This window comes from Bradyrhizobium sp. (genome assembly GCF_028868675.1).
Taxonomy (GTDB): Bacteria; Pseudomonadota; Alphaproteobacteria; order Rhizobiales; family Xanthobacteraceae; genus Bradyrhizobium.
Map to the genome: position 1 here is coordinate 1 of NZ_JAGWUA010000100.1, position 16,786 is coordinate 16,786.

General features: G+C 66.9%; 14 protein-coding genes. 10 read left to right on the forward strand and 4 right to left on the reverse strand.

Annotated features, from left to right (window positions below; translation table 11 throughout):
* Positions 1-155: 155 nt before the first annotated feature.
* The 7 genes from KGM94_RS14505 (at position 156) to KGM94_RS14535 (ending at position 7,728) form a co-directional block, all read left to right on the forward strand.
* Positions 156-1,301: an isobutyryl-CoA dehydrogenase gene (locus tag KGM94_RS14505; RefSeq protein WP_300260051.1), complete on the forward strand. Its 1,146-nt coding sequence runs from the start codon at positions 156-158 to the stop codon at positions 1,299-1,301.
* A complete protein-coding gene (locus KGM94_RS14510) occupies positions 1,298-2,371 on the forward strand; it encodes an enoyl-CoA hydratase/isomerase family protein (RefSeq protein WP_300260053.1) in 1,074 nt (357 codons plus the stop codon). Before KGM94_RS14505 ends, KGM94_RS14510 begins: the two co-directional genes overlap by 4 nt.
* Positions 2,372-2,402: 31 nt before the next feature.
* A complete protein-coding gene (gene mmsB / locus KGM94_RS14515; RefSeq protein WP_300260056.1) occupies positions 2,403-3,293 on the forward strand; it encodes a 3-hydroxyisobutyrate dehydrogenase in 891 nt (296 codons plus the stop codon).
* Positions 3,294-3,407: 114 nt separating this feature from the next.
* A complete protein-coding gene (locus tag KGM94_RS14520) occupies positions 3,408-4,967 on the forward strand; it encodes a long-chain-fatty-acid--CoA ligase (RefSeq protein ID WP_300260060.1) in 1,560 nt (519 codons plus the stop codon).
* Positions 4,968-4,994: 27 nt separating this feature from the next.
* The gene (locus KGM94_RS14525) at positions 4,995-5,474 is read left to right on the forward strand and encodes a MaoC family dehydratase (protein ID WP_300260063.1); all 480 of its coding nucleotides are present in this window, start codon (positions 4,995-4,997) and stop codon (positions 5,472-5,474) included.
* A gap of 119 nt (positions 5,475-5,593) precedes the next feature.
* Positions 5,594-6,511 (forward strand): SDR family NAD(P)-dependent oxidoreductase, encoded by a 918-nt coding sequence (locus KGM94_RS14530; protein ID WP_300260066.1) that lies wholly within the window; start codon positions 5,594-5,596, stop codon positions 6,509-6,511.
* On the forward strand, positions 6,508-7,728 hold the full coding sequence (locus KGM94_RS14535) for a TIGR03862 family flavoprotein (RefSeq protein ID WP_300260090.1): 1,221 nt from the start codon (positions 6,508-6,510) through the stop codon (positions 7,726-7,728). The genes KGM94_RS14530 and KGM94_RS14535 overlap by 4 nt, the downstream gene beginning before the upstream one ends.
* A gap of 115 nt (positions 7,729-7,843) precedes the next feature.
* Here KGM94_RS14535 and KGM94_RS14540 read toward each other — a convergent pair whose 3' ends face one another.
* Genes KGM94_RS14540 through KGM94_RS14550 form a run of 3 tightly spaced genes read right to left on the reverse strand, consistent with a single transcriptional unit; the run spans position 7,844 to position 11,240 of the window.
* Positions 7,844-8,923: a D-TA family PLP-dependent enzyme gene (locus tag KGM94_RS14540; protein WP_300260069.1), complete on the reverse strand. Its 1,080-nt coding sequence runs from the start codon at positions 8,921-8,923 to the stop codon at positions 7,844-7,846.
* Between the two features lie 2 nt (positions 8,924-8,925).
* Entirely contained in the window at positions 8,926-10,737 is a 1,812-nt protein-coding gene (locus tag KGM94_RS14545; protein ID WP_300260072.1) for an ATP-binding cassette domain-containing protein, read from the reverse strand.
* A 2-nt stretch (positions 10,738-10,739) separates the two neighbouring features.
* Positions 10,740-11,240, reverse strand: coding sequence for a YaiI/YqxD family protein (locus KGM94_RS14550; RefSeq protein WP_300260075.1), 501 nt, complete (start codon positions 11,238-11,240; stop codon positions 10,740-10,742).
* A gap of 115 nt (positions 11,241-11,355) precedes the next feature.
* On the opposite strand from KGM94_RS14550, the gene KGM94_RS14555 reads away from it, so the two are divergent.
* Complete coding sequence (locus tag KGM94_RS14555; protein WP_300260078.1) at positions 11,356-12,153, forward strand: hypothetical protein; 798 nt, start codon at positions 11,356-11,358, stop codon at positions 12,151-12,153.
* A gap of 123 nt (positions 12,154-12,276) precedes the next feature.
* On the opposite strand, the gene KGM94_RS14560 is transcribed toward KGM94_RS14555, so the two are convergent.
* On the reverse strand, positions 12,277-14,649 hold the full coding sequence (locus KGM94_RS14560; RefSeq protein WP_300260081.1) for a xanthine dehydrogenase family protein molybdopterin-binding subunit: 2,373 nt from the start codon (positions 14,647-14,649) through the stop codon (positions 12,277-12,279).
* A 211-nt stretch (positions 14,650-14,860) separates the two neighbouring features.
* Here KGM94_RS14560 and KGM94_RS14565 point away from each other — a divergent pair, with 211 nt between their 5' ends.
* Positions 14,861-15,940 carry a Ppx/GppA phosphatase family protein gene (locus KGM94_RS14565; RefSeq protein ID WP_300260084.1) on the forward strand — a complete coding sequence of 360 codons (1,080 nt, stop codon included), beginning with the start codon at positions 14,861-14,863 and terminating at the stop codon, positions 15,938-15,940.
* Entirely contained in the window at positions 15,940-16,638 is a 699-nt protein-coding gene (locus KGM94_RS14570) for an RlmE family RNA methyltransferase (RefSeq protein ID WP_300260087.1), read from the forward strand. The genes KGM94_RS14565 and KGM94_RS14570 overlap by 1 nt, the downstream gene beginning before the upstream one ends.
* Positions 16,639-16,786: the final 148 nt, after the last annotated feature.

A 16,786-nucleotide genomic window follows, 5' to 3' on the forward strand; every position in this document is an offset into this window, starting at 1 on the left:
ATTGCTTCGTCGCTTCGCTCCTAGGAAGAAAGTGGGTGGGTACCGGTCTAAACTCAGTCAGAGTGGCTCACCCATTTTCATCTAAGGCGGGTCGGCCCCTCGGGCCGGTCGGAACTCGCAATGACGACAAGTAGCCTTCAAAGGTAAGCGGCGAGATGCAGTTCGCTCTGAACGAGGATCAGCGTGCGGTTCGCGACATGGCGCGGGATTTTGCCGCGGAGAAGATCGCGCCGCATGCGCTGCGCTGGGACGAGGAGAAGCACTTTCCGGTCGAGGTGATGCGGGAAGCCGCCAAGCTCGGCATGGGCGGCATCTACATCCGCGACGATGTCGGCGGCTCCGCCATGACGCGGTTCGACGCGGCGCTGATCTTCGAGGCCCTGGCGACGGGCTGTCCGACCGTGTCGGCCTTCATCTCGATCCACAACATGGCGTCCTGGATGATCGATGCCTTCGGCAGCGACACCCAGCGCCAGCGGTGGCTGCCAAAACTCTGCACGATGGAACTGATCGCGAGCTATTGCCTCACCGAGCCGGGCGCAGGCTCGGACGCGGCGGCGCTGCGCACCCGCGCGGTCCGTGACGGCGATCACTACGTCTTGAACGGCCAGAAGCAGTTCATCTCGGGAGCTGGCAGTACCGACATTCTGGTCGCGATGGTGCGGACCGGCGGCGACGGCCCCGGCGGCGTCTCGACGCTCGTCATCGACGGCAAGATGCCCGGGGTGTCGTTCGGCGCCAACGAGCGCAAGATGGGTTGGAATGCACAGCCGACCCGCGCGGTGATCTTCGAGAACGCGCGGGTGCCGGTTGCCAATCGGCTCGGCGAGGAGGGCATCGGCTTCAAGATCGCGATGGCCGGCCTCGACGGCGGCCGCCTCAACATCACGGCCTGCTCGCTCGGCGGCGCGCAGACCGCGCTCGACAAGGCGCGCGGCTACATGAAGGAGCGCAAGGCCTTCGGCAAGCGTCTCGACGAATTCCAGGCGCTGCAATTTCGTCTTGCCGACATGGCGATCGAGCTCGAGGCCGCCAGAACCTTCCTCTGGCGCGCCGCCGCCGCGCTCGACCGCAAGGATCCGGACGCCACCATGCTCTGCGCCATGGCAAAGCGCTTCGGCACCGACGTCGGCTTCGAGGTCGCCAACCATGCGCTGCAGCTCCATGGCGGCTATGGCTATCTCAGCGAATACGGCATCGAGAAGATCGTGCGCGACCTGCGCGTGCACCAGATCCTCGAAGGTACCAACGAGATCATGCGGCTGATCGTGGCGCGCAAGCTGATCGAGGGCGCGCGATGACGGACGCGACTGCGCAGGAGGGCGATCTCATCGTTCGCCGCGAGGGCGCGGCCGGCGTCATCCGGCTCAACCGGCCGAAGGCGCTCAACGCCATGACGCTGGAGATGTCGCTCGGCATCGACGCCGCGCTCGATCTGTTCGAGAATGATCCGGACGTCGGCGTGATCGTGCTGGAAGGTGCAGGGGATCGCGGGCTGTGCGCCGGCGGCGACATCCGCGGGCTCTATGAGAGCTCGCGCGCCAAAGGAGGCCTCGGCAAGGTGTTCTGGCGCCAGGAATACATCATGAACGCGCGGATCGCGAAGTATCCGAAGCCGTATGTGGCGTTCATGGACGGCTTGGTGATGGGTGGCGGCGTCGGCCTGTCCGCGCATGCCAGCCATCGCGTGGTGACCGACCGCACCAGGCTCGCGATGCCGGAAGTCGGGCTCGGCTTCTTTCCCGACGTTGGCGGCACCTGGCTGCTGTCGCGTTCGCCCGGCGAAATCGGCACCTATTTTGCGCTCACCGGCCAGACCATGAACGGCCCCGACGCAATTCACGCGAAGTTTGCCGATGCCGTGGTGCCGGCCGCAAAATGGCCTGATCTGCGCGACGCCCTGACCAAATTGCACTCTGGCGCGAGCCCGGCCGAGGTCAGCAGGCTCATTGATTGCTTTGGCACCGGCGAGACGGCCGGCCCTGTGGCGGCGATGCAGGCGCGGATCGATGCGCTGTTTGCCTTCGACCGCATGGAGGACATCGTCGCCGCACTCAAGCGCGATGGCTCCGAGTTTGCGCAATCAACGTTGAAGACACTGAGCGAGAAATCTCCGCGCGGCATGGTGGTGACGCTGAAATTGCTGCGGCTGGCGCGGCAGGCGCGCTCGCTGGAGGAATGCCTGGTGCGGGAATATCGCGCGGCGCTGGAAGTGTTCCGCAGCGACGATTTCCGCGAGGGCGTACGCGCCGCCGTCGTCGACAAGGACCGCAATCCGAAATGGTCGCCGGCTGCAATCGAGGACGTCACGCCGGCGATGGTCGCGCCGTATTTCGCGGAGATCGGTGCCGACGAACTGACTTTCAACTGACAACGAAACGGACAACGCGGAGGACTTCGAGATGGCCACGATCGCATTCATCGGTCTCGGCAACATGGGCGGCCCGATGGCCGCCAATCTGGTCAAGGCCGGCCACAAGGTGGTTGCCTTCGACCTGGTCGAGGCCTCGCGCGCCCAGGCCAAGGCCGACGGCGCAGCCATCGCGGAGAGCGCGGCCGGTGCGGTGAAGGGCGCCGAAATCGTCGTCACCATGCTGCCGGCCGGCAAGCATGTGCTCTCGGTCTGGAACGAGGTCGTTCCCGCCATGGGCAAGGGTGCGCTGATCATCGACAGCTCCACCATCGACGTCGAGAGCGCGCGTCAGGCGCATGCGCTCTCCGGCAAGCATGGCGTGCTGTCGGTCGACGCGCCGGTCTCCGGCGGTACCGGCGGTGCCAAGGGGGCGACGCTGACCTTCATGTGCGGCGGCGAGGAGAAGGCGTTTGCGGCGGCAAAGCCAGTGCTGGAGAAGATGGGCAAGAAGATCGTCCATTGCGGCGGCGCCGGCGCCGGGCAGGCGGCCAAGATCTGCAACAACATGATCCTCGGCATTTCCATGATCGCGGTCTCCGAGGCGTTTGCGCTCGCCGAAAAGCTCGGGCTCTCGCACCAGGCGCTGTTCGACGTCGCCTCGACCTCGTCGGGCCAGTGCTGGTCGCTGACGACCTATTGCCCGGTGCCCGGCCCGGTGCCGACCTCGCCCGCCAACAACGACTACAAGCCGGGTTTCGCCTCGGCGCTGATGGTCAAGGACCTCACGCTGGCGCAGGACGCCGCCAAGGCCGCGGGCGCCGCGACTCCGCTCGGTCGGCACGCGCAGGAGATCTATCAGGCGTTCGACAAGGCCGGTCACGGCGGGGTGGATTTTTCAGGAATTATCAAGCACGTTAGGGGGCTGGCCGGGAAATCCTGACGATCACCTTCAGGACGCGCGCGCGTTTGATCGGCGGAGCGTGGACGGCTTTCCGGCAAATGCGGACGGCGCGTCGCCGGACCGAATGGAGGAGGACGTCCAATGGAAATCCCGATGACGCCCATGGAATTTGCGCGTCGCGCGCGCCGGCTCTACGGCAGCCGAGAGGCGGTCGTCGATGGCGAGCTACGGCTGACGTACGGTCAATTCCTCGATCGCTGCGACCGGTGGTCCGCCTGCCTGCAAGGAATGGGCGTCGAAAAGGGCGACCGTGTCGCCTATATCGCGCCCAACACGCACGCCCATCTCGAGGGCTACTACGCGGTGCCGCAGATCGGGGCGGTGTTGGTGCCGATCAACTATCGCCTGCTTCCCGACGATTTCGATTACATCATCAATCATTGCGGCGCAAAAGTCGTCTGCGCGCACAGCGACTATATCGAGGCGGTGGAGGGCATTCGTCACAAGCTCAGGGGGGTCGAGCACTTCGTCGCGCTTGAAGGCGCGGGCCCGGGCTGGATCGACTACGAAGCCGCGCTGGCTCAGCGCGGGCCGGAGTTCGAGAAGCCGGACATTGCCGAGGGCGACCTGCTCACCATCAACTACACGAGCGGCACGACGGCGCGGCCCAAGGGCGTGATGATCACCCACCGCAACGCCTATCTCAACGCGATGGGCACGCTCGTGCACCATCACCTGACGCCGGCCGACCGCTACCTGTGGACCCTGCCGATGTTCCACGCCAACGGCTGGACCTTCACGTGGATCAACACCGCCCGCGGCATGACGCATGTTTGCCTGCGCCGCGTCGAGCCGAAATTGATCTATCAGACGATCAAGGACGAGCGGATCACGATGTTCTGCGCCGCGCCGACCGTGCTGATCAGCATCGCGAACGCGCCGGCGGAGATGCGGGCCGGCGCGTCGCGCGGCGTCCGCCTGTTCACGGCCGGAGCCCCGCCGGCAGCCGCAACCATCGAGCTCGTCGAGCGCGAGCTCGGCTGGGAGCTGACGCACGTCTATGGGCTGACGGAGACCTCGCCGCTGATCACGGTCTGTGAGCCGATGCCGGAGCACCAGTCACTGTCGCTGCAGGAACGGGCGCAGATCAAGGCGCGCCAGGGCGTCGAGCTGGTCAGCTCGGGCGAGCTGAAGGTGGTGGACGAGCACGGCAACGAGGTCCCCCACGACGGTCAGACGCTGGGCGAGATAACGGTCCGCGGAAACGTCGTCATGAAGGGTTATTTCAACGACCCCGAGGCGACGAGCGCCGCGATCAAGGACGGCTGGTTCCATTCGGGCGACGCGGCGGTCGTGCATCCCGACGGTTACGTCGAAATCCGCGACCGCTTCAAGGACGTCATCATTTCCGGCGGCGAGAACATCTCCTCGGTCGAGATCGAAGGCTGCCTGCTGCGACATCCCGCAGTCCAGGAGGTGGCCGTGGTCGGCATGCCGCACCAGCGCTGGGGCGAGTCGCCGCATGCCTTCGTGGTCCTGCGGCAGGGCGCCCGGACGTCGGAAGACGAGTTGAAGCAGCACGTGCGGACGGCGCTTGCTCGCTTCAAGACACCGCAGTGGATCAGCTTCGTCGAGGAATTGCCGAAGACGGCAACGGGCAAGGTGCAGAAGTTCGTGCTGCGCTCGGGCAAGGCCGGCATCTCCCGTCAGTAGAAGAAAACCGAGTGAGACCCAAAGCGAATGAATGAAGTCTGGAAGAAGCCGCCGATTTCCCTGACTGCCTATCAGGCCATGATCGGCAAGGAGATCGGCGTGTCGTCATGGCATCAGATCGATCAGGGCCGCATCAACGTCTATGCCGACGTCATCGAGGATCACCAGTTCATTCACGTCGATCCCGAGCGCGCCAGGAAGGAGACCGCCTTCGGCACCACCATCGCGCACGGCTTCTTGACGATGTCGCTGATGAGCATCATGTCCTACGAGGTGATGCCGGTCATCGAAGGCACGACGATGGGCGTCAATTACGGCTTCGACAAGCTGCGCTTTCTGTCGCCGGTCCGCGCCGGAAAACGCGTCCGCGGCCGCTTCGTGCTGGCGGAAGCCACCTTGCGCAAGCCGACCGAGCTGCTCTCGCGCACCAACGTCACCGTCGAGATCGAGGGTGAGGACAAGCCGGCGCTGGTCGCCGACTGGCTCGGGCTGATCTATTTTGCCTGAGGCTGCGCGTCGTTGCCGGGCTTGACCCGGCAACCCATCGCTGGTCAAAAGTCGGTCGATTTTGATGGATGGCCGGGTTAAGCCCGGCCGTGATGACCTAACATCCGGGAAGTATACTCATGCCAATCAGGTTTGACGGACGCGTCGCCATCGTCACCGGCGCGGGCAATGGTCTGGGACGGGCGCATGCGCTGGGGCTCGCCAGCCGCGGCGCCAAGGTCGTGGTCAACGATTTCGGCGGCGCACGCGACGGCACCGGCGGCTCGCTGTCGCCGGCCGAGGCCGTGGTCGAGGAGATCCGCCGGGTCGGCGGCACTGCGATGGCCGACGGCGCCGACGTCTCCAATTTCGAGCAGGTCACCGCGATGGTCGAGCGCGCCACCAGGGAGTGGGGCAGCGTCGACATCATGTGCGCCAATGCCGGCATCTTGCGCGACAAGTCGTTCGGCAAGATGGAGGTCGCCGATTTCAAGAAGGTGCTCGACGTGCACCTCGTCGGCAGCTTCTACTGCTGCAAGGCGGTATGGGCCGGCATGCGCGACCGGAACTACGGCCGCATCGTGCTCACCACCTCGTCCTCGGGCCTCTACGGCAATTTCGGCCAGGCCAATTACGGCGCGGCGAAGTCCGGCATGGTCGGGCTGATGAACGTTCTGGCCGAGGAGGGCCGCAAGACCAACATCCGCGTCAACATCATCTCGCCGACGGCGGCAACCCGCATGACGGAAGAGCTGTTGCCGCCGCAGGCGCTGCAACTGATGCGGCCGGAAGCGATCACGCCGGCGGTGGAGTATCTCCTGAGCGAGGACGCCCCGACCCGCACCATCATGGGCGCCGGCGCGGGCTCGTTTGCGGTGATCAAGATCATCGAGAGCGAGGGCGTCAACCTGCCGGAGTCCGAATGGACGCCCGACGCGGTCGCCGCGCGCTTTGCCGAGATCAGCGATATGTCGAAGGCCAAGGCGCTGGCCGGCGCATTCGAGCAGACGCAGAAATACGTCGCGCAGGCCGCGGCCAGGGCGGGGATCAAGCTCTGACTGATGTCGCCGTCATCGGCGCCGGTCCCGCCGGGCTGATGGCGGCGGAAGTGCTGGTGCAAGGTGGCGTCCGCGTCACGGTCTACGACGCCATGCCGTCGGCCGGCCGCAAGCTGCTGATGGCCGGGCGCGGCGGGCTCAACCTGACCCACAGCGAGCCGCTGCCGCAATTCCTCGCGCGCTACCGCGAGGCTGGGCCGAAGCTGCAAGCCGCAATCGACGCCTTTCCGCCGGCCGCACTGCGGGCCTGGTGCGAGGCGCTGGGGCAGCCGACCTTCGTCGGGACGAGCGGCCGGGTGTTTCCCAGAGCGTTCAAGGCCTCGCCGCTGCTGCGGGCCTGGCTGCGCCGGCTCGACGCGGCCGGCGTCGCCTTCGCCTTTCGCCATCGCTGGGCCGGCTGGGGCCAGCAGGGCAGGCTGCTGTTCCGGACGCCCCGGGGAGACCATGCGGTTGAAGCGCGCGCCACGGTGCTGGCGCTCGGCGGCGCGAGCTGGCCGCGCCTCGGTTCGGATGGCGGCTGGACAAGGATCCTCGCGGCGAAGGGCGTGGTGATTGCGCCGCTGCGGCCTGCGAATTGCGGTTTCACCGTCGACTGGTCCGACATCTTCCGCAGCCGCTTCGAGGGTCAGCCGCTGAAAGGCATCGAGCTTCGGTTTGGCGCGCATCGCGTGCGCGGGGAGGCGATCGTCACCCGCACCGGCATCGAGGGCGGCGCGATCTACGCGCTGTCTGCCGAACTGCGCGAGGCCGTTCTTGCGAAGGGCGAGGCGATGCTCTCCATCGCCCTGCGTCCCGATCTCGACCGCGACGAGCTGGCGAAGCGCCTGTCCGTCCCGCGCGGCAAGCAATCGCTGTCGAACTTCCTGCGCAAGGCAGCGCAGCTCTCGCCGGTCGCGCTCGGGCTGCTGCAGGAAGCTGCGATCGGCGCCGGCTTGTCCTTGTCGGCGCTGCCGCCCGAACGCCTCGTCGGGTTCATCAATGCCGTGCCGCTCAGGCTCACCGGCACCGCGCCGATCGCGCGTGCGATCTCGACCGCCGGCGGCATCGCCTTCGACGAACTCGATGCCGATTTCATGATCCGCCGCCTGCCCGGCGTGTTCGCCGCCGGCGAGATGCTCGACTGGGAAGCGCCGACCGGCGGTTATCTGCTGCAGGCGTCGTTTGCGACCGGCGTCGCGGCGGGCCGGGGCGTGCTGAGGTGGCTGGAGCGTTCGTAGAAACGCTGCCGCCCTTCGAGGCCTCCGCTGCGCTCCGGCACCTCAGGGTGACGGCTACGAGAGAGCGTCATCCTGAGGCGCGAGCGTAGCGAGCCTCGAAGGATGCGCGGGCGCGCTACCTCAGCTTTCCCCGCGCCGCGACCGGCAGCGTGCCGACGATCTCCTCGCCGCGCACCATGACCACCTCGTCCATCATGTTGACGACGACGCAGACGTGGTTGGGCACGATGCGCACGACATCGCCGACGTTCGGGCGGGTGTTGCTGCGGGAGAGATCGAGGAAGCCGTGCTCCTCGGCAAAGCGCGCGATCTTCGCCTCGGGATGCTCCAGGATCAGGCCGTGGCCGTCGAGCCCCCCGGTGTCCGTGGTCAGCGTCTTCGAGCCGGCATCCAGAATGCCGCGCTCGGGCGCGGCGCGGCTCACGATGGTCGAATAGATGTGCAGCGCGCAATCGTCCCAGGTCGCGGATCCCGCCGCGACCTGCATGCGGTCGTTGTAGATATAGGTGCCGAAGCGATGCTCGGTGCCGCCCCTGAGCTTGCCCAGATTTTTCAGATTCGGCGTGCCGCCGGTCGAGACGATCGCGGCGTCGAGCCCGTGGGCGCGCACGCCGGCAAGCGCTTCATCGAAGAATCCTTGCGCCTCGTCCCAGCCGGTCTCGGTCGGATAGAGCATGAAGCCCGCGAACTGCAGCCCCTTCGACGCCGCGATCTGCCGGGCCAGTGCGACCGCTTCCGCCGGAGTCTCGACGCCGGCGCGTTTGCGCCCGGTATCGCATTCCACGACCACGGAGAGCGGACGTCCCGAGGCGGCGGCGGCCTGCGGCAGGCCGGCGACGACGGTAGCGTTGTCGGCCGCAACAGTCATATTGGCCTTCTGCTGCAGCGCCGCGAGGCGGGCCATCTTCTCCTCGCCGATCAGATTGTAGCTGATCAAAATGTCGTCGATGCCGGCGTTGACCATGATCTCGGCCTCGCCCAGCTTTTGGCAGGTGATGCCCCTGGCGCCGGCCGCGATCTGCATCTTCGCCAGCGTCGGGTTCTTGTGCGTCTTGATGTGCGGGCGGTTGGCGACGCCGGCGTCATCGCAGGCCTTCTGGATCCGCGCGATGTTGCGCTCGACCCGGTCGAGGTCGATCACCGCACAGGGCGTGCCGTATTCGCGGGCGATCTTGGCGGCAAGGGTGGTGCTCATGGTCAGGCCTGCTCAATCTCTTCGCGCAGCATTTCCAGTTCCAGCCAGCGGTGTTCCGCGGTGGCGAGGTCGTCATGCGCCTTGGCGATGGCAGCCGACGTTGCGTCGAACTTCTTGCGGTCGCGGGCGTAGAGATCGGGGTCGTCGAGGATCGCCTGCAGCTTCGCGATCTGCGCCTGCAGCGTCTCCATCGTCTTCGGCAGTGTTTCCAGCGCATGCTTCTCGTTGAAGCTCAGCCGCCGCTTTGGCGCGGTGGTGGGAGCATCGGCCCGGGTATCCTTCTTCTCGGCCGGGGCCTGCGTCTTCACGGCCTCGCGCTTCAAGTCTGCGCCGCGCTGCGCCAGCATGTCGCTGTAGCCGCCGGCATATTCGATCCACTTGCCGTTGCCTTCGGGCGCGATCACCGAGGTGACGACGCGGTCGAGGAAGTCGCGGTCGTGGCTGATCAGCATCACCGTGCCGTCGTAATCGCCGAGCATCTCTTCGAGCACGTCGAGCGTCTCGAGATCGAGATCGTTGGTCGGCTCGTCCAGCACCAGCAGGTTGGATGGCTTTGCCAGCGCGCGTGCCAGCATCAGCCGGCCGCGCTCGCCGCCGGACAGCACCTCGAGCGGCGTGCCGCGCTGCTCCTGCGCAAACAGAAAGTCCTTCATGTAGCCGACGACGTGCTTCGGCTTGCCTCCGACCATGACATGATCGCCGCGGCCCCCGGTCAAGGCTTCCGCGAGCGTCGATTTGGGATCGAGGCTTTCGCGATGCTGGTCGAGCGTCGCCATCTCCAGATTGGCTCCCAACCGCACCGTGCCGGAATCCGGCGGCTCGCCGCCGGTCAGGAGGTTGACCAGCGTGGTCTTGCCCGCGCCGTTGGGGCCGACGATGCCGATCCGGTCGCCGCGCTGGATGCGGGTGGAGAAGCCATCGACGATTCTGCGCGCGCCATAAGCCTTGCAGACGGCCTTCGCCTCGATCACGAGGCGGCCGGACTGCTCGGCTTCGGAGGCGGCGAGGTTGGCGCTGCCGGCGGTGCCGCGATAATTGCGCCGCTGGGCGCGCAGCGCATGCAGGTTCGCGAGCCGCTTGACGTTGCGCTTGCGCCGGCCCGAGACGCCGTGGCGCAGCCAGTGCTCCTCGTCGACGATCTTGCGGTCGAGCTTGTGCTGCTCGCGCTCTTCCTCGGCCAGCACTTCGTCGCGCCAGGCCTCGAAGGCGGCAAAGCCGCGGTCGATCTGCCTGATCTTGCCGCGGTCGAGCCAGGCGGTTGCGCGCGACAGGTTGGCGAGGAAGCGTCGGTCGTGGCTGATCAAGACCAGCGCGCTGCGGCGGCCATCGAGTTCGCGCTCCAGCCATTCGATGGTGGGAAGGTCGAGATGGTTGGTCGGCTCGTCCAGCAGCAGGATGTCGGGCGAGGGCGCCAGCACCCGCGCCAGCGCCGCGCGGCGGGCTTCGCCGCCGGAGAGGTTGGCGGGGTTCTCATTGCCGGTGAGCCCGAGTTGCTCCAGCAGATAGCGCGCCTGATGGCGGTCGTCGCCGGGCGCGAGCCCCGCCTCGACATGGGCGAGCGTGGTCTCGTGCTCGCCGAAATCCGGCTCCTGCGGCAGGTAGCGGATCGTTGCCCCGGGCTGGACGAAGCGCGTGCCGGAGTCGGGCTCGACCAGCCCGGCGGCGATCTTCAGCAGCGTCGACTTGCCGGAGCCGTTGCGGCCGATCAGGCAGACGCGTTCGCCCGGCGACACCGAGAGTTCGACGCCCGTGAGCAGCGGCGTGCCGCCAAAGGTCAGGCGGATGTCCCTGAGCTGGATGAGGGGCGGCGCCATGGTCAGCTCTGGCTCGGCGCGGGCTGCGCGGTGCGCCGGCGCTGGATGCGGCGGATGGCCTGGTCGAGCGCCGAGAGAAAAGCCGAGCGGTCGCGCGGCGCGAAGGAACGCGGACCGCCGGTGACTTCGCCGGCCGAGCGCAGATCGGTCATCAAATTGCGGACCGCGAGCGTCATCCCGATCGACTCCTCGGTGAACGCTTTGCCGTTGGGCGCAATCACTTCGGCGCCGGCCTTGACGCCGCGGCTCGCGAGCGGAATGTCGGAGGTGACGACGATGTCGTCGGGCCCGGCGCGCTCCGCGATCCAGTCGTCGGCGGCGTCCATGCCTGCGCCCGCCGCCACGCGCTCGATCAGTGGGTCCTGCGGCACGCGGATGAAGTTGCCCGCGACCACGCTCACCGGCACGCCGTGCCGGATGGCGACCCGGTAGATCTCATCCTTGACCGGGCAGGCGTCGGCGTCGACATAGATGCGGATGGTGTTCAAGGGGCCGTCATTCACTCTGGAAATCTGGCGCGTGGTACCGCATTCGGGGCCCGAAGGCGAGGGGATTGCCATGCCGGTTCCGCGGGGCCTACCATGCCTGCCATAAGCAAGATCAACGAGGGAAGGGCACATGCCGAACCGGCTCGAAACCTACCGTGTCGCGGCCTACAACACCGCAAAACAGTCCGAAAACAAAATGCATGACGACACGGTGGCGCGCCGTTTCGGCTTCTCCGGCGGGCTGGTGCCCGGCGTCGACGTCATGGCCTACATGATGCACGTGCCGGTCGCGCATTGGGGCCGCGATTTCCTCGCGCGCGGGCTGATCGAGGCGCGGTTCGTCAAGCCGGTCTATGACGGCGAGACCGCGGACGTCGAGAGCATCGAGCACGATGGCGTTCTGACCATCGAGGTGTTCAGCCGCGGCGAACTCTGCGCCGCCGGCACGGCGTCGCTGCCGTCAGCCGCGCCTTTGGTGAAGCTTGCCGATTTCGTCGAGGTCGCGGCCCCGGCCGAGCGCAGGCCGGTCGGCCCCGCCACCTTCGAGACCGGCAAATGGCTCGGTACCGCGCCGCGCCGCTGGGCCGGACCCGCCGCGCAGGAGTATCTCGACGACATCAGGGAGCGCGACCCCGTCTACCAGCGCGAGGGCCTCGGCCATCCCGGCCTGATCCAGCGGGTGATGAACCGCGTGCTCGTCGACAATACGATTCTCGGGCCCTGGATCCATGTCGGCAGCCGAATGCAGCTATTGAGCGAGGCGCGGGCCGGCGATGAGATCGCCGCGCGCGCGAAAGTCACCGCCAACTACGAGAAGAAGGGCCACCGCTTCGCCGAGTTCGACGCCCTCGTCGTCGCCAACGGCACGACGCCGCTCGCCCATTGCCTGCACATCGCGATCTACCAGCCGCGCGAGCAGGCGGCGTAGCCTAAGGAAGTCGCCAACACACCGTCGTCATGCCCGGGCCTGTCCCGAGCATCCACCTTCTTCCGTGCCGCAAGGCGTGGATGGCCGGGACAAGCCCGGCCATGACGGGGTGAGAGAGCGCCTCTACGCCGCTTTCCCCTTCGCGTCCCTCATCGCGCGCCAGACGCGCTCGGACGTCAACGGCATGTCGAGATGCGTGATGCCGTAATCGGACAGCGCATCCAGCACCGCATTGACCACGGTGGAGAGAGAGCCGGCGCAGCCGGCTTCGCCGCAACCCTTGGTGCCCAGCGGATTGCTCTTGGCCGGCACCGGGTGATCGCCGACCGTCATCGACGGGATGTCCTCGGCGCGCGGCAGCGCATAGTCCATCAGCGAGCCCGTGATTGGCTGGCCGCTCTCGTCGTAGCGGACGTGCTCCATCAGCGCCTGTCCGATGCCCTGCGCGACGCCGCCATGGAGCTGGCCCGCGACCAGCATCGGATTGACCACCGTGCCGAAATCGTTGACGCCGGTGTAGCGCACGATCTGCGTCACGCCGGTGTCCGGATCGATCTCGACCTCGGCGACATGGCAGCCGTTGGGGAAGGCAGAAGGCACCGGCTCGGTGGTGTGGTCGACGTCGAGGCTGTCGGGCACGCCTTCCGGCATCTTGCCTTCGCGCAGGCGCTTGGCCAGTTCGATGATGTCGATGCTGCGGTCGGTGCCGGCGATGGTGAACTTGCCGCCGCCAAACTCGATGTCGGCCTCGGAGGCTTCCAGCATGTGCGCGGCGGCGCGCTTGCCCTTCTCGATCACCTTCTGCGAGGCCTGCACGATCGCCATGCCGCTCGCGGTGATCGAGCGCGAGCCGCCGGTGCCGTTGCCGGTGTGCACGATGTCGCTGTCGCCCTGCACGAGCTTGACGCTGTCGAAGGGCACGCCGAGCCGGTCGCACAAGACCTGGGCAAACGCCGACGCATGACCCTGGCCGTAGTCGAGCGTGCCGGTGATGAGCTGCACGCTGCCGTCGGGATCGAACACGATCTTGCCGAGTTCGACGCCCGGAGGTGCCGTGACCTCGAGGTATGAGCCGACCGCGATGCCGCGCAATTTGCCGGCCTTCCTGCTCTCCCGCTTGCGCCTGGGAAAATTCTCGTAGTCGGCAAGCTCCAGCGCCTTGCTGAACACGGCCTGGAAGTCGCCGCTGTCATAGGTGACGCCGGAGGAGGCCGGGAACGGCATCTGGTTCGGCTTGATGAAATTGCGCTTGCGCAGCGTCAGGCGGTTGATGCCAATCTCGTCGGCGGCGCGATCGATCAGGCGCTCCATGTAGTAGTTCGCCTCGGGGCGGCCGGCGCCGCGATAGGCGCCCATCAGCGTGGTGTTGGTCAAGACCACCTTGATGTCGATGCCCATCAGCGGCGTGCGGTAGACGCTGGACAGGTTCTTCCCGGTGTTGAGCGAAAGCGGCCCCGGCGCCACGCCGGTGATGTAGGCGCCGACATTGCCGTAACCGGACAGCTTCACTGCGAGGAAATGGCCCTCCGCGTCGAGCGCGAGCTCGCCATGGATCTTCTGCGCGCGGCCGTGGCTGTCGGAGAGGAAGCTGGTCGAGCGTTCATCCGTCCACTTCACGGGGCGCCCGAGCGCCTTCGTGGCGTAGAGGATGCACATGTATTCGGGATAGTTGATGTTCTTCATGCCGAAGGAGCCGCCGACATTGGCGGTCAGCAGGTGCACCTTCTCGTTCGGCACCTTGAGGTTCTTGGCGAGGTTGGCGCGATTGCCCGCGACGCCCTGCGTCGGCACCTGGATGGTGTAGCGCTCGGTTTTCTCGTCGTAGGAGGCCAGTCCGACGCGCGGCTCCATCGACACCACAGCGACGCGGGTGTTGACGATGTCGAGCTTCGTCACGTGCGCGGCACTGGCGAAGGCGGCGTTGACCTTCTCGCTGTCGCCATAGTGATAGTCGAGCGCGACATTGTTGGGGATGTGGTCGTAGAGCTGCGGCGCGCCGGGTCTTGCGGCGGCTTCCGGATCGGTCACGACCGGCAGCGGCGCGATGTCGAGCGCGACGGCTTCGGCAGCGTCGCGGGCCTGCGCCAGCGTCTCCGCCACCACGAAGGCGACGGGGTCGCCGACGAAGCGGACCTTGTCGGTGGCGAGCGGCAGGCGGTTGGTCTGCAGAAGCGGCGAGCCGTCGCGGTTCTTCAGCGGCAGGCCGCAGGTGAAGGGGCCGAAGCCTGCGCCGGCGAGATCGGCGCCGGTCCAGACCCCGAGCACGCCCGGCATCGCCTTGGCGGTGGCGGTGTCGATGCCGCGGATGACGCCATGGGCGTGGGTGGAGCGGACGATATAGGCATAAGCCTGGCCGGGCAGGTTGAAATCGTCGGTGTAGCGGCCCTTTCCGCGCACCAGCGTATCGTCCTCCTTGCGGAGCACGGGCTGGCCGACACCGTATTTTTGCAGTGCAATACCGTTTTCGACCGAGGACGATTTGGTGTGTTCTTGCATGGAAATGACCTGAAAAGCCGGCCTTTACGCGTTTTGCGGCGGCCGAGGACCGGGCAACAGATGAGATAACGCACCGTTCCCGCCGCGACAACGCATGATTGGGCATGGTCCCATGTGATGGGTTGTTGCGCGGCCCTGCCGCGCTGCTAATGTTTCCGGCGAAAAAGCAATTCCGGACCGGCCTCGTCAGGCCGTGGAAAGACAGTTTTGTATGAATGACCACACGCGGCTCCGCGACGGCCTTGCGCCGCACGGAGGGCGGCAGGGGTCGATGGCGACGGCGACGCTGGCCGCCGGACCGCAGACCCACGCGCAGGCGGCAGGAACTGGCGTCTATGCGGCGCTGGACCTCGGCACCAACAATTGCAGGCTCCTGATCGCCTGTCCGACCAGCGACGGCTTTCGCGTGGTCGATTCCTTCTCGCGCATCATCCGGCTCGGCGAAGGGATATCGGCGACCGGCTCGATCAGCGAGGCCGCGATCGAGCGCGCCATCGCCGCGCTCAGCATCTGTCGCGACAAGATCCGGTTCCGGAAGGCGCGGCGGTTGCGGCTGATCGCGACCGAAGCCTGCCGCGCCGCGTCCAATGCGGACGGGTTTCGCAGTCGCGTCGCGACCGAGACCGGCATCGAGCTCGAGGTGATCGATCGGGAGACCGAGGCGACGCTCGCGGTGCTCGGCTGCTCGCCGCTGGTCGACCCACAAGGCCGCGGCGCGATCCTGTTCGACATCGGCGGCGGCTCGACCGAGCTGGTGCGGATCGAGCGCGATCCCGCGGAGAAGAATCCGCAGCCGCGCATCAAAGCCTGGATGTCGATTCCGCTCGGCGTGGTGACGCTGGCCGAGCATTTTGGCGGCCGTGACGTCACGCCGGAGACCTATGCGAGGATGGAGGAGGAGGTCGCGGGCCATATCGCACCGTTCGCGGAAACGCACGGCCGCGATCTCGCGGACATGCATCTGCTCGGCACTTCCGGCACGGTGACGACGCTTGCCGGCCTCCACCTCAACCTCGCGCGCTACGACCGCCGCCGCATCGATGGCATCTGGATGGACGATTGCGACATCTCGGCCACCGTCGATCGGCTGCTCGGCATGAGCTATGAGGAGCGCGCCGACAACAATTGCATCAGCGTCGAGCGCGCCGATCTGGTGCTCGCGGGCTGCGCCATCCTCGACGCGATCCGCCGCGCCTTCCCGCTGCGGCGGCTGCGGGTCGCCGATCGCGGCCTACGCGAGGGCATGCTGGTCGAGATGATGCGCGAGGACGGCGCGCTGCGGAGCTGGTGATGGCGAAAGACTCGACCGGTCGGCTGCACGTCCAGGTCAAGACCGGCGGCAAGCGCAAATTGTCGTCAAAGCTCTGGCTCGAGCGCCAGCTCAACGATCCCTACGTCGCCAAGGCCAAGGCGCGGGGCTTTCGCTCGCGCGCGGCGTTCAAGCTGACCGAGATCGACGACAAGTATCGCATCCTGAAGCCCGGGATGGCGGTGCTCGATCTCGGCGCCGCGCCCGGCGGCTGGAGCCAGGTCGCCGCCAAGCGCGTCGGCTCGGTCGACGGCCAGGACAAGGCGAAAGGCAAGGTCGTCGCCATCGACCTCCTGGAGATGCCGGAAATTCCCGGCGTCGACTTCATGCAGCTCGACTTCATGGCCGATGACGCACCGGACAAGTTGACATCGATGCTGGGAGGCCGGGCCGACGTCGTGATGTCGGACATGGCGGCCAACACCACCGGCCACCGCAAGACCGATCAGCTCCGCATCGTCGGTCTCGTCGAGACCGCCGCCGCCTTTGCCTGCGACGTGCTGAAGCCCGGCGGAACGTTCCTGGCAAAAGTGTTTCAGAGCGGCGCCGACGCGGAACTGCTGGCCCAGCTCAAGCGTGATTTTGCCACGGTGCGGCACGTGAAGCCGGCCGCAAGCCGGCAGGACTCCTCCGAGCGCTACGTGCTGGCGATGGGGTTTCGCGGCGGAGTGAAGGAATAGCCACGAGCTCCGCTGTCGTCCCGGTCCTCACCGGGACGACGGCGTGTGAGCGGCGTCCCGCGGGCTGAATCACCCCAGCCGCTGATCTCTTGCGTCCTGGGTGTCTTCTGTCGCCGCCTTGACGGCGGCACTCGCCGCGCTTTTCGCG

Coding starts and splice junctions, on each gene's coding strand:
- KGM94_RS14505 (WP_300260051.1), top strand. CDS start 156: ATGCAGTTCGCTCTGAACGAGGATCAGCGTGCGGTTCGCGACATGGCG.
- KGM94_RS14510 (WP_300260053.1), top strand. CDS start 1,298: ATGACGGACGCGACTGCGCAGGAGGGCGATCTCATCGTTCGCCGCGAG.
- mmsB (WP_300260056.1), top strand. CDS start 2,403: ATGGCCACGATCGCATTCATCGGTCTCGGCAACATGGGCGGCCCGATG.
- KGM94_RS14520 (WP_300260060.1), top strand. CDS start 3,408: ATGACGCCCATGGAATTTGCGCGTCGCGCGCGCCGGCTCTACGGCAGC.
- KGM94_RS14525 (WP_300260063.1), top strand. CDS start 4,995: ATGAATGAAGTCTGGAAGAAGCCGCCGATTTCCCTGACTGCCTATCAG.
- KGM94_RS14530 (WP_300260066.1), top strand. CDS start 5,594: ATGCCAATCAGGTTTGACGGACGCGTCGCCATCGTCACCGGCGCGGGC.
- KGM94_RS14540 (WP_300260069.1), bottom strand. CDS start 8,923: ATGAGCACCACCCTTGCCGCCAAGATCGCCCGCGAATACGGCACGCCC.
- KGM94_RS14545 (WP_300260072.1), bottom strand. CDS start 10,737: ATGGCGCCGCCCCTCATCCAGCTCAGGGACATCCGCCTGACCTTTGGC.
- KGM94_RS14555 (WP_300260078.1), top strand. CDS start 11,356: ATGCCGAACCGGCTCGAAACCTACCGTGTCGCGGCCTACAACACCGCA.
- KGM94_RS14560 (WP_300260081.1), bottom strand. CDS start 14,649: ATGCAAGAACACACCAAATCGTCCTCGGTCGAAAACGGTATTGCACTG.
- KGM94_RS14565 (WP_300260084.1), top strand. CDS start 14,861: ATGAATGACCACACGCGGCTCCGCGACGGCCTTGCGCCGCACGGAGGG.
- KGM94_RS14570 (WP_300260087.1), top strand. CDS start 15,940: ATGGCGAAAGACTCGACCGGTCGGCTGCACGTCCAGGTCAAGACCGGC.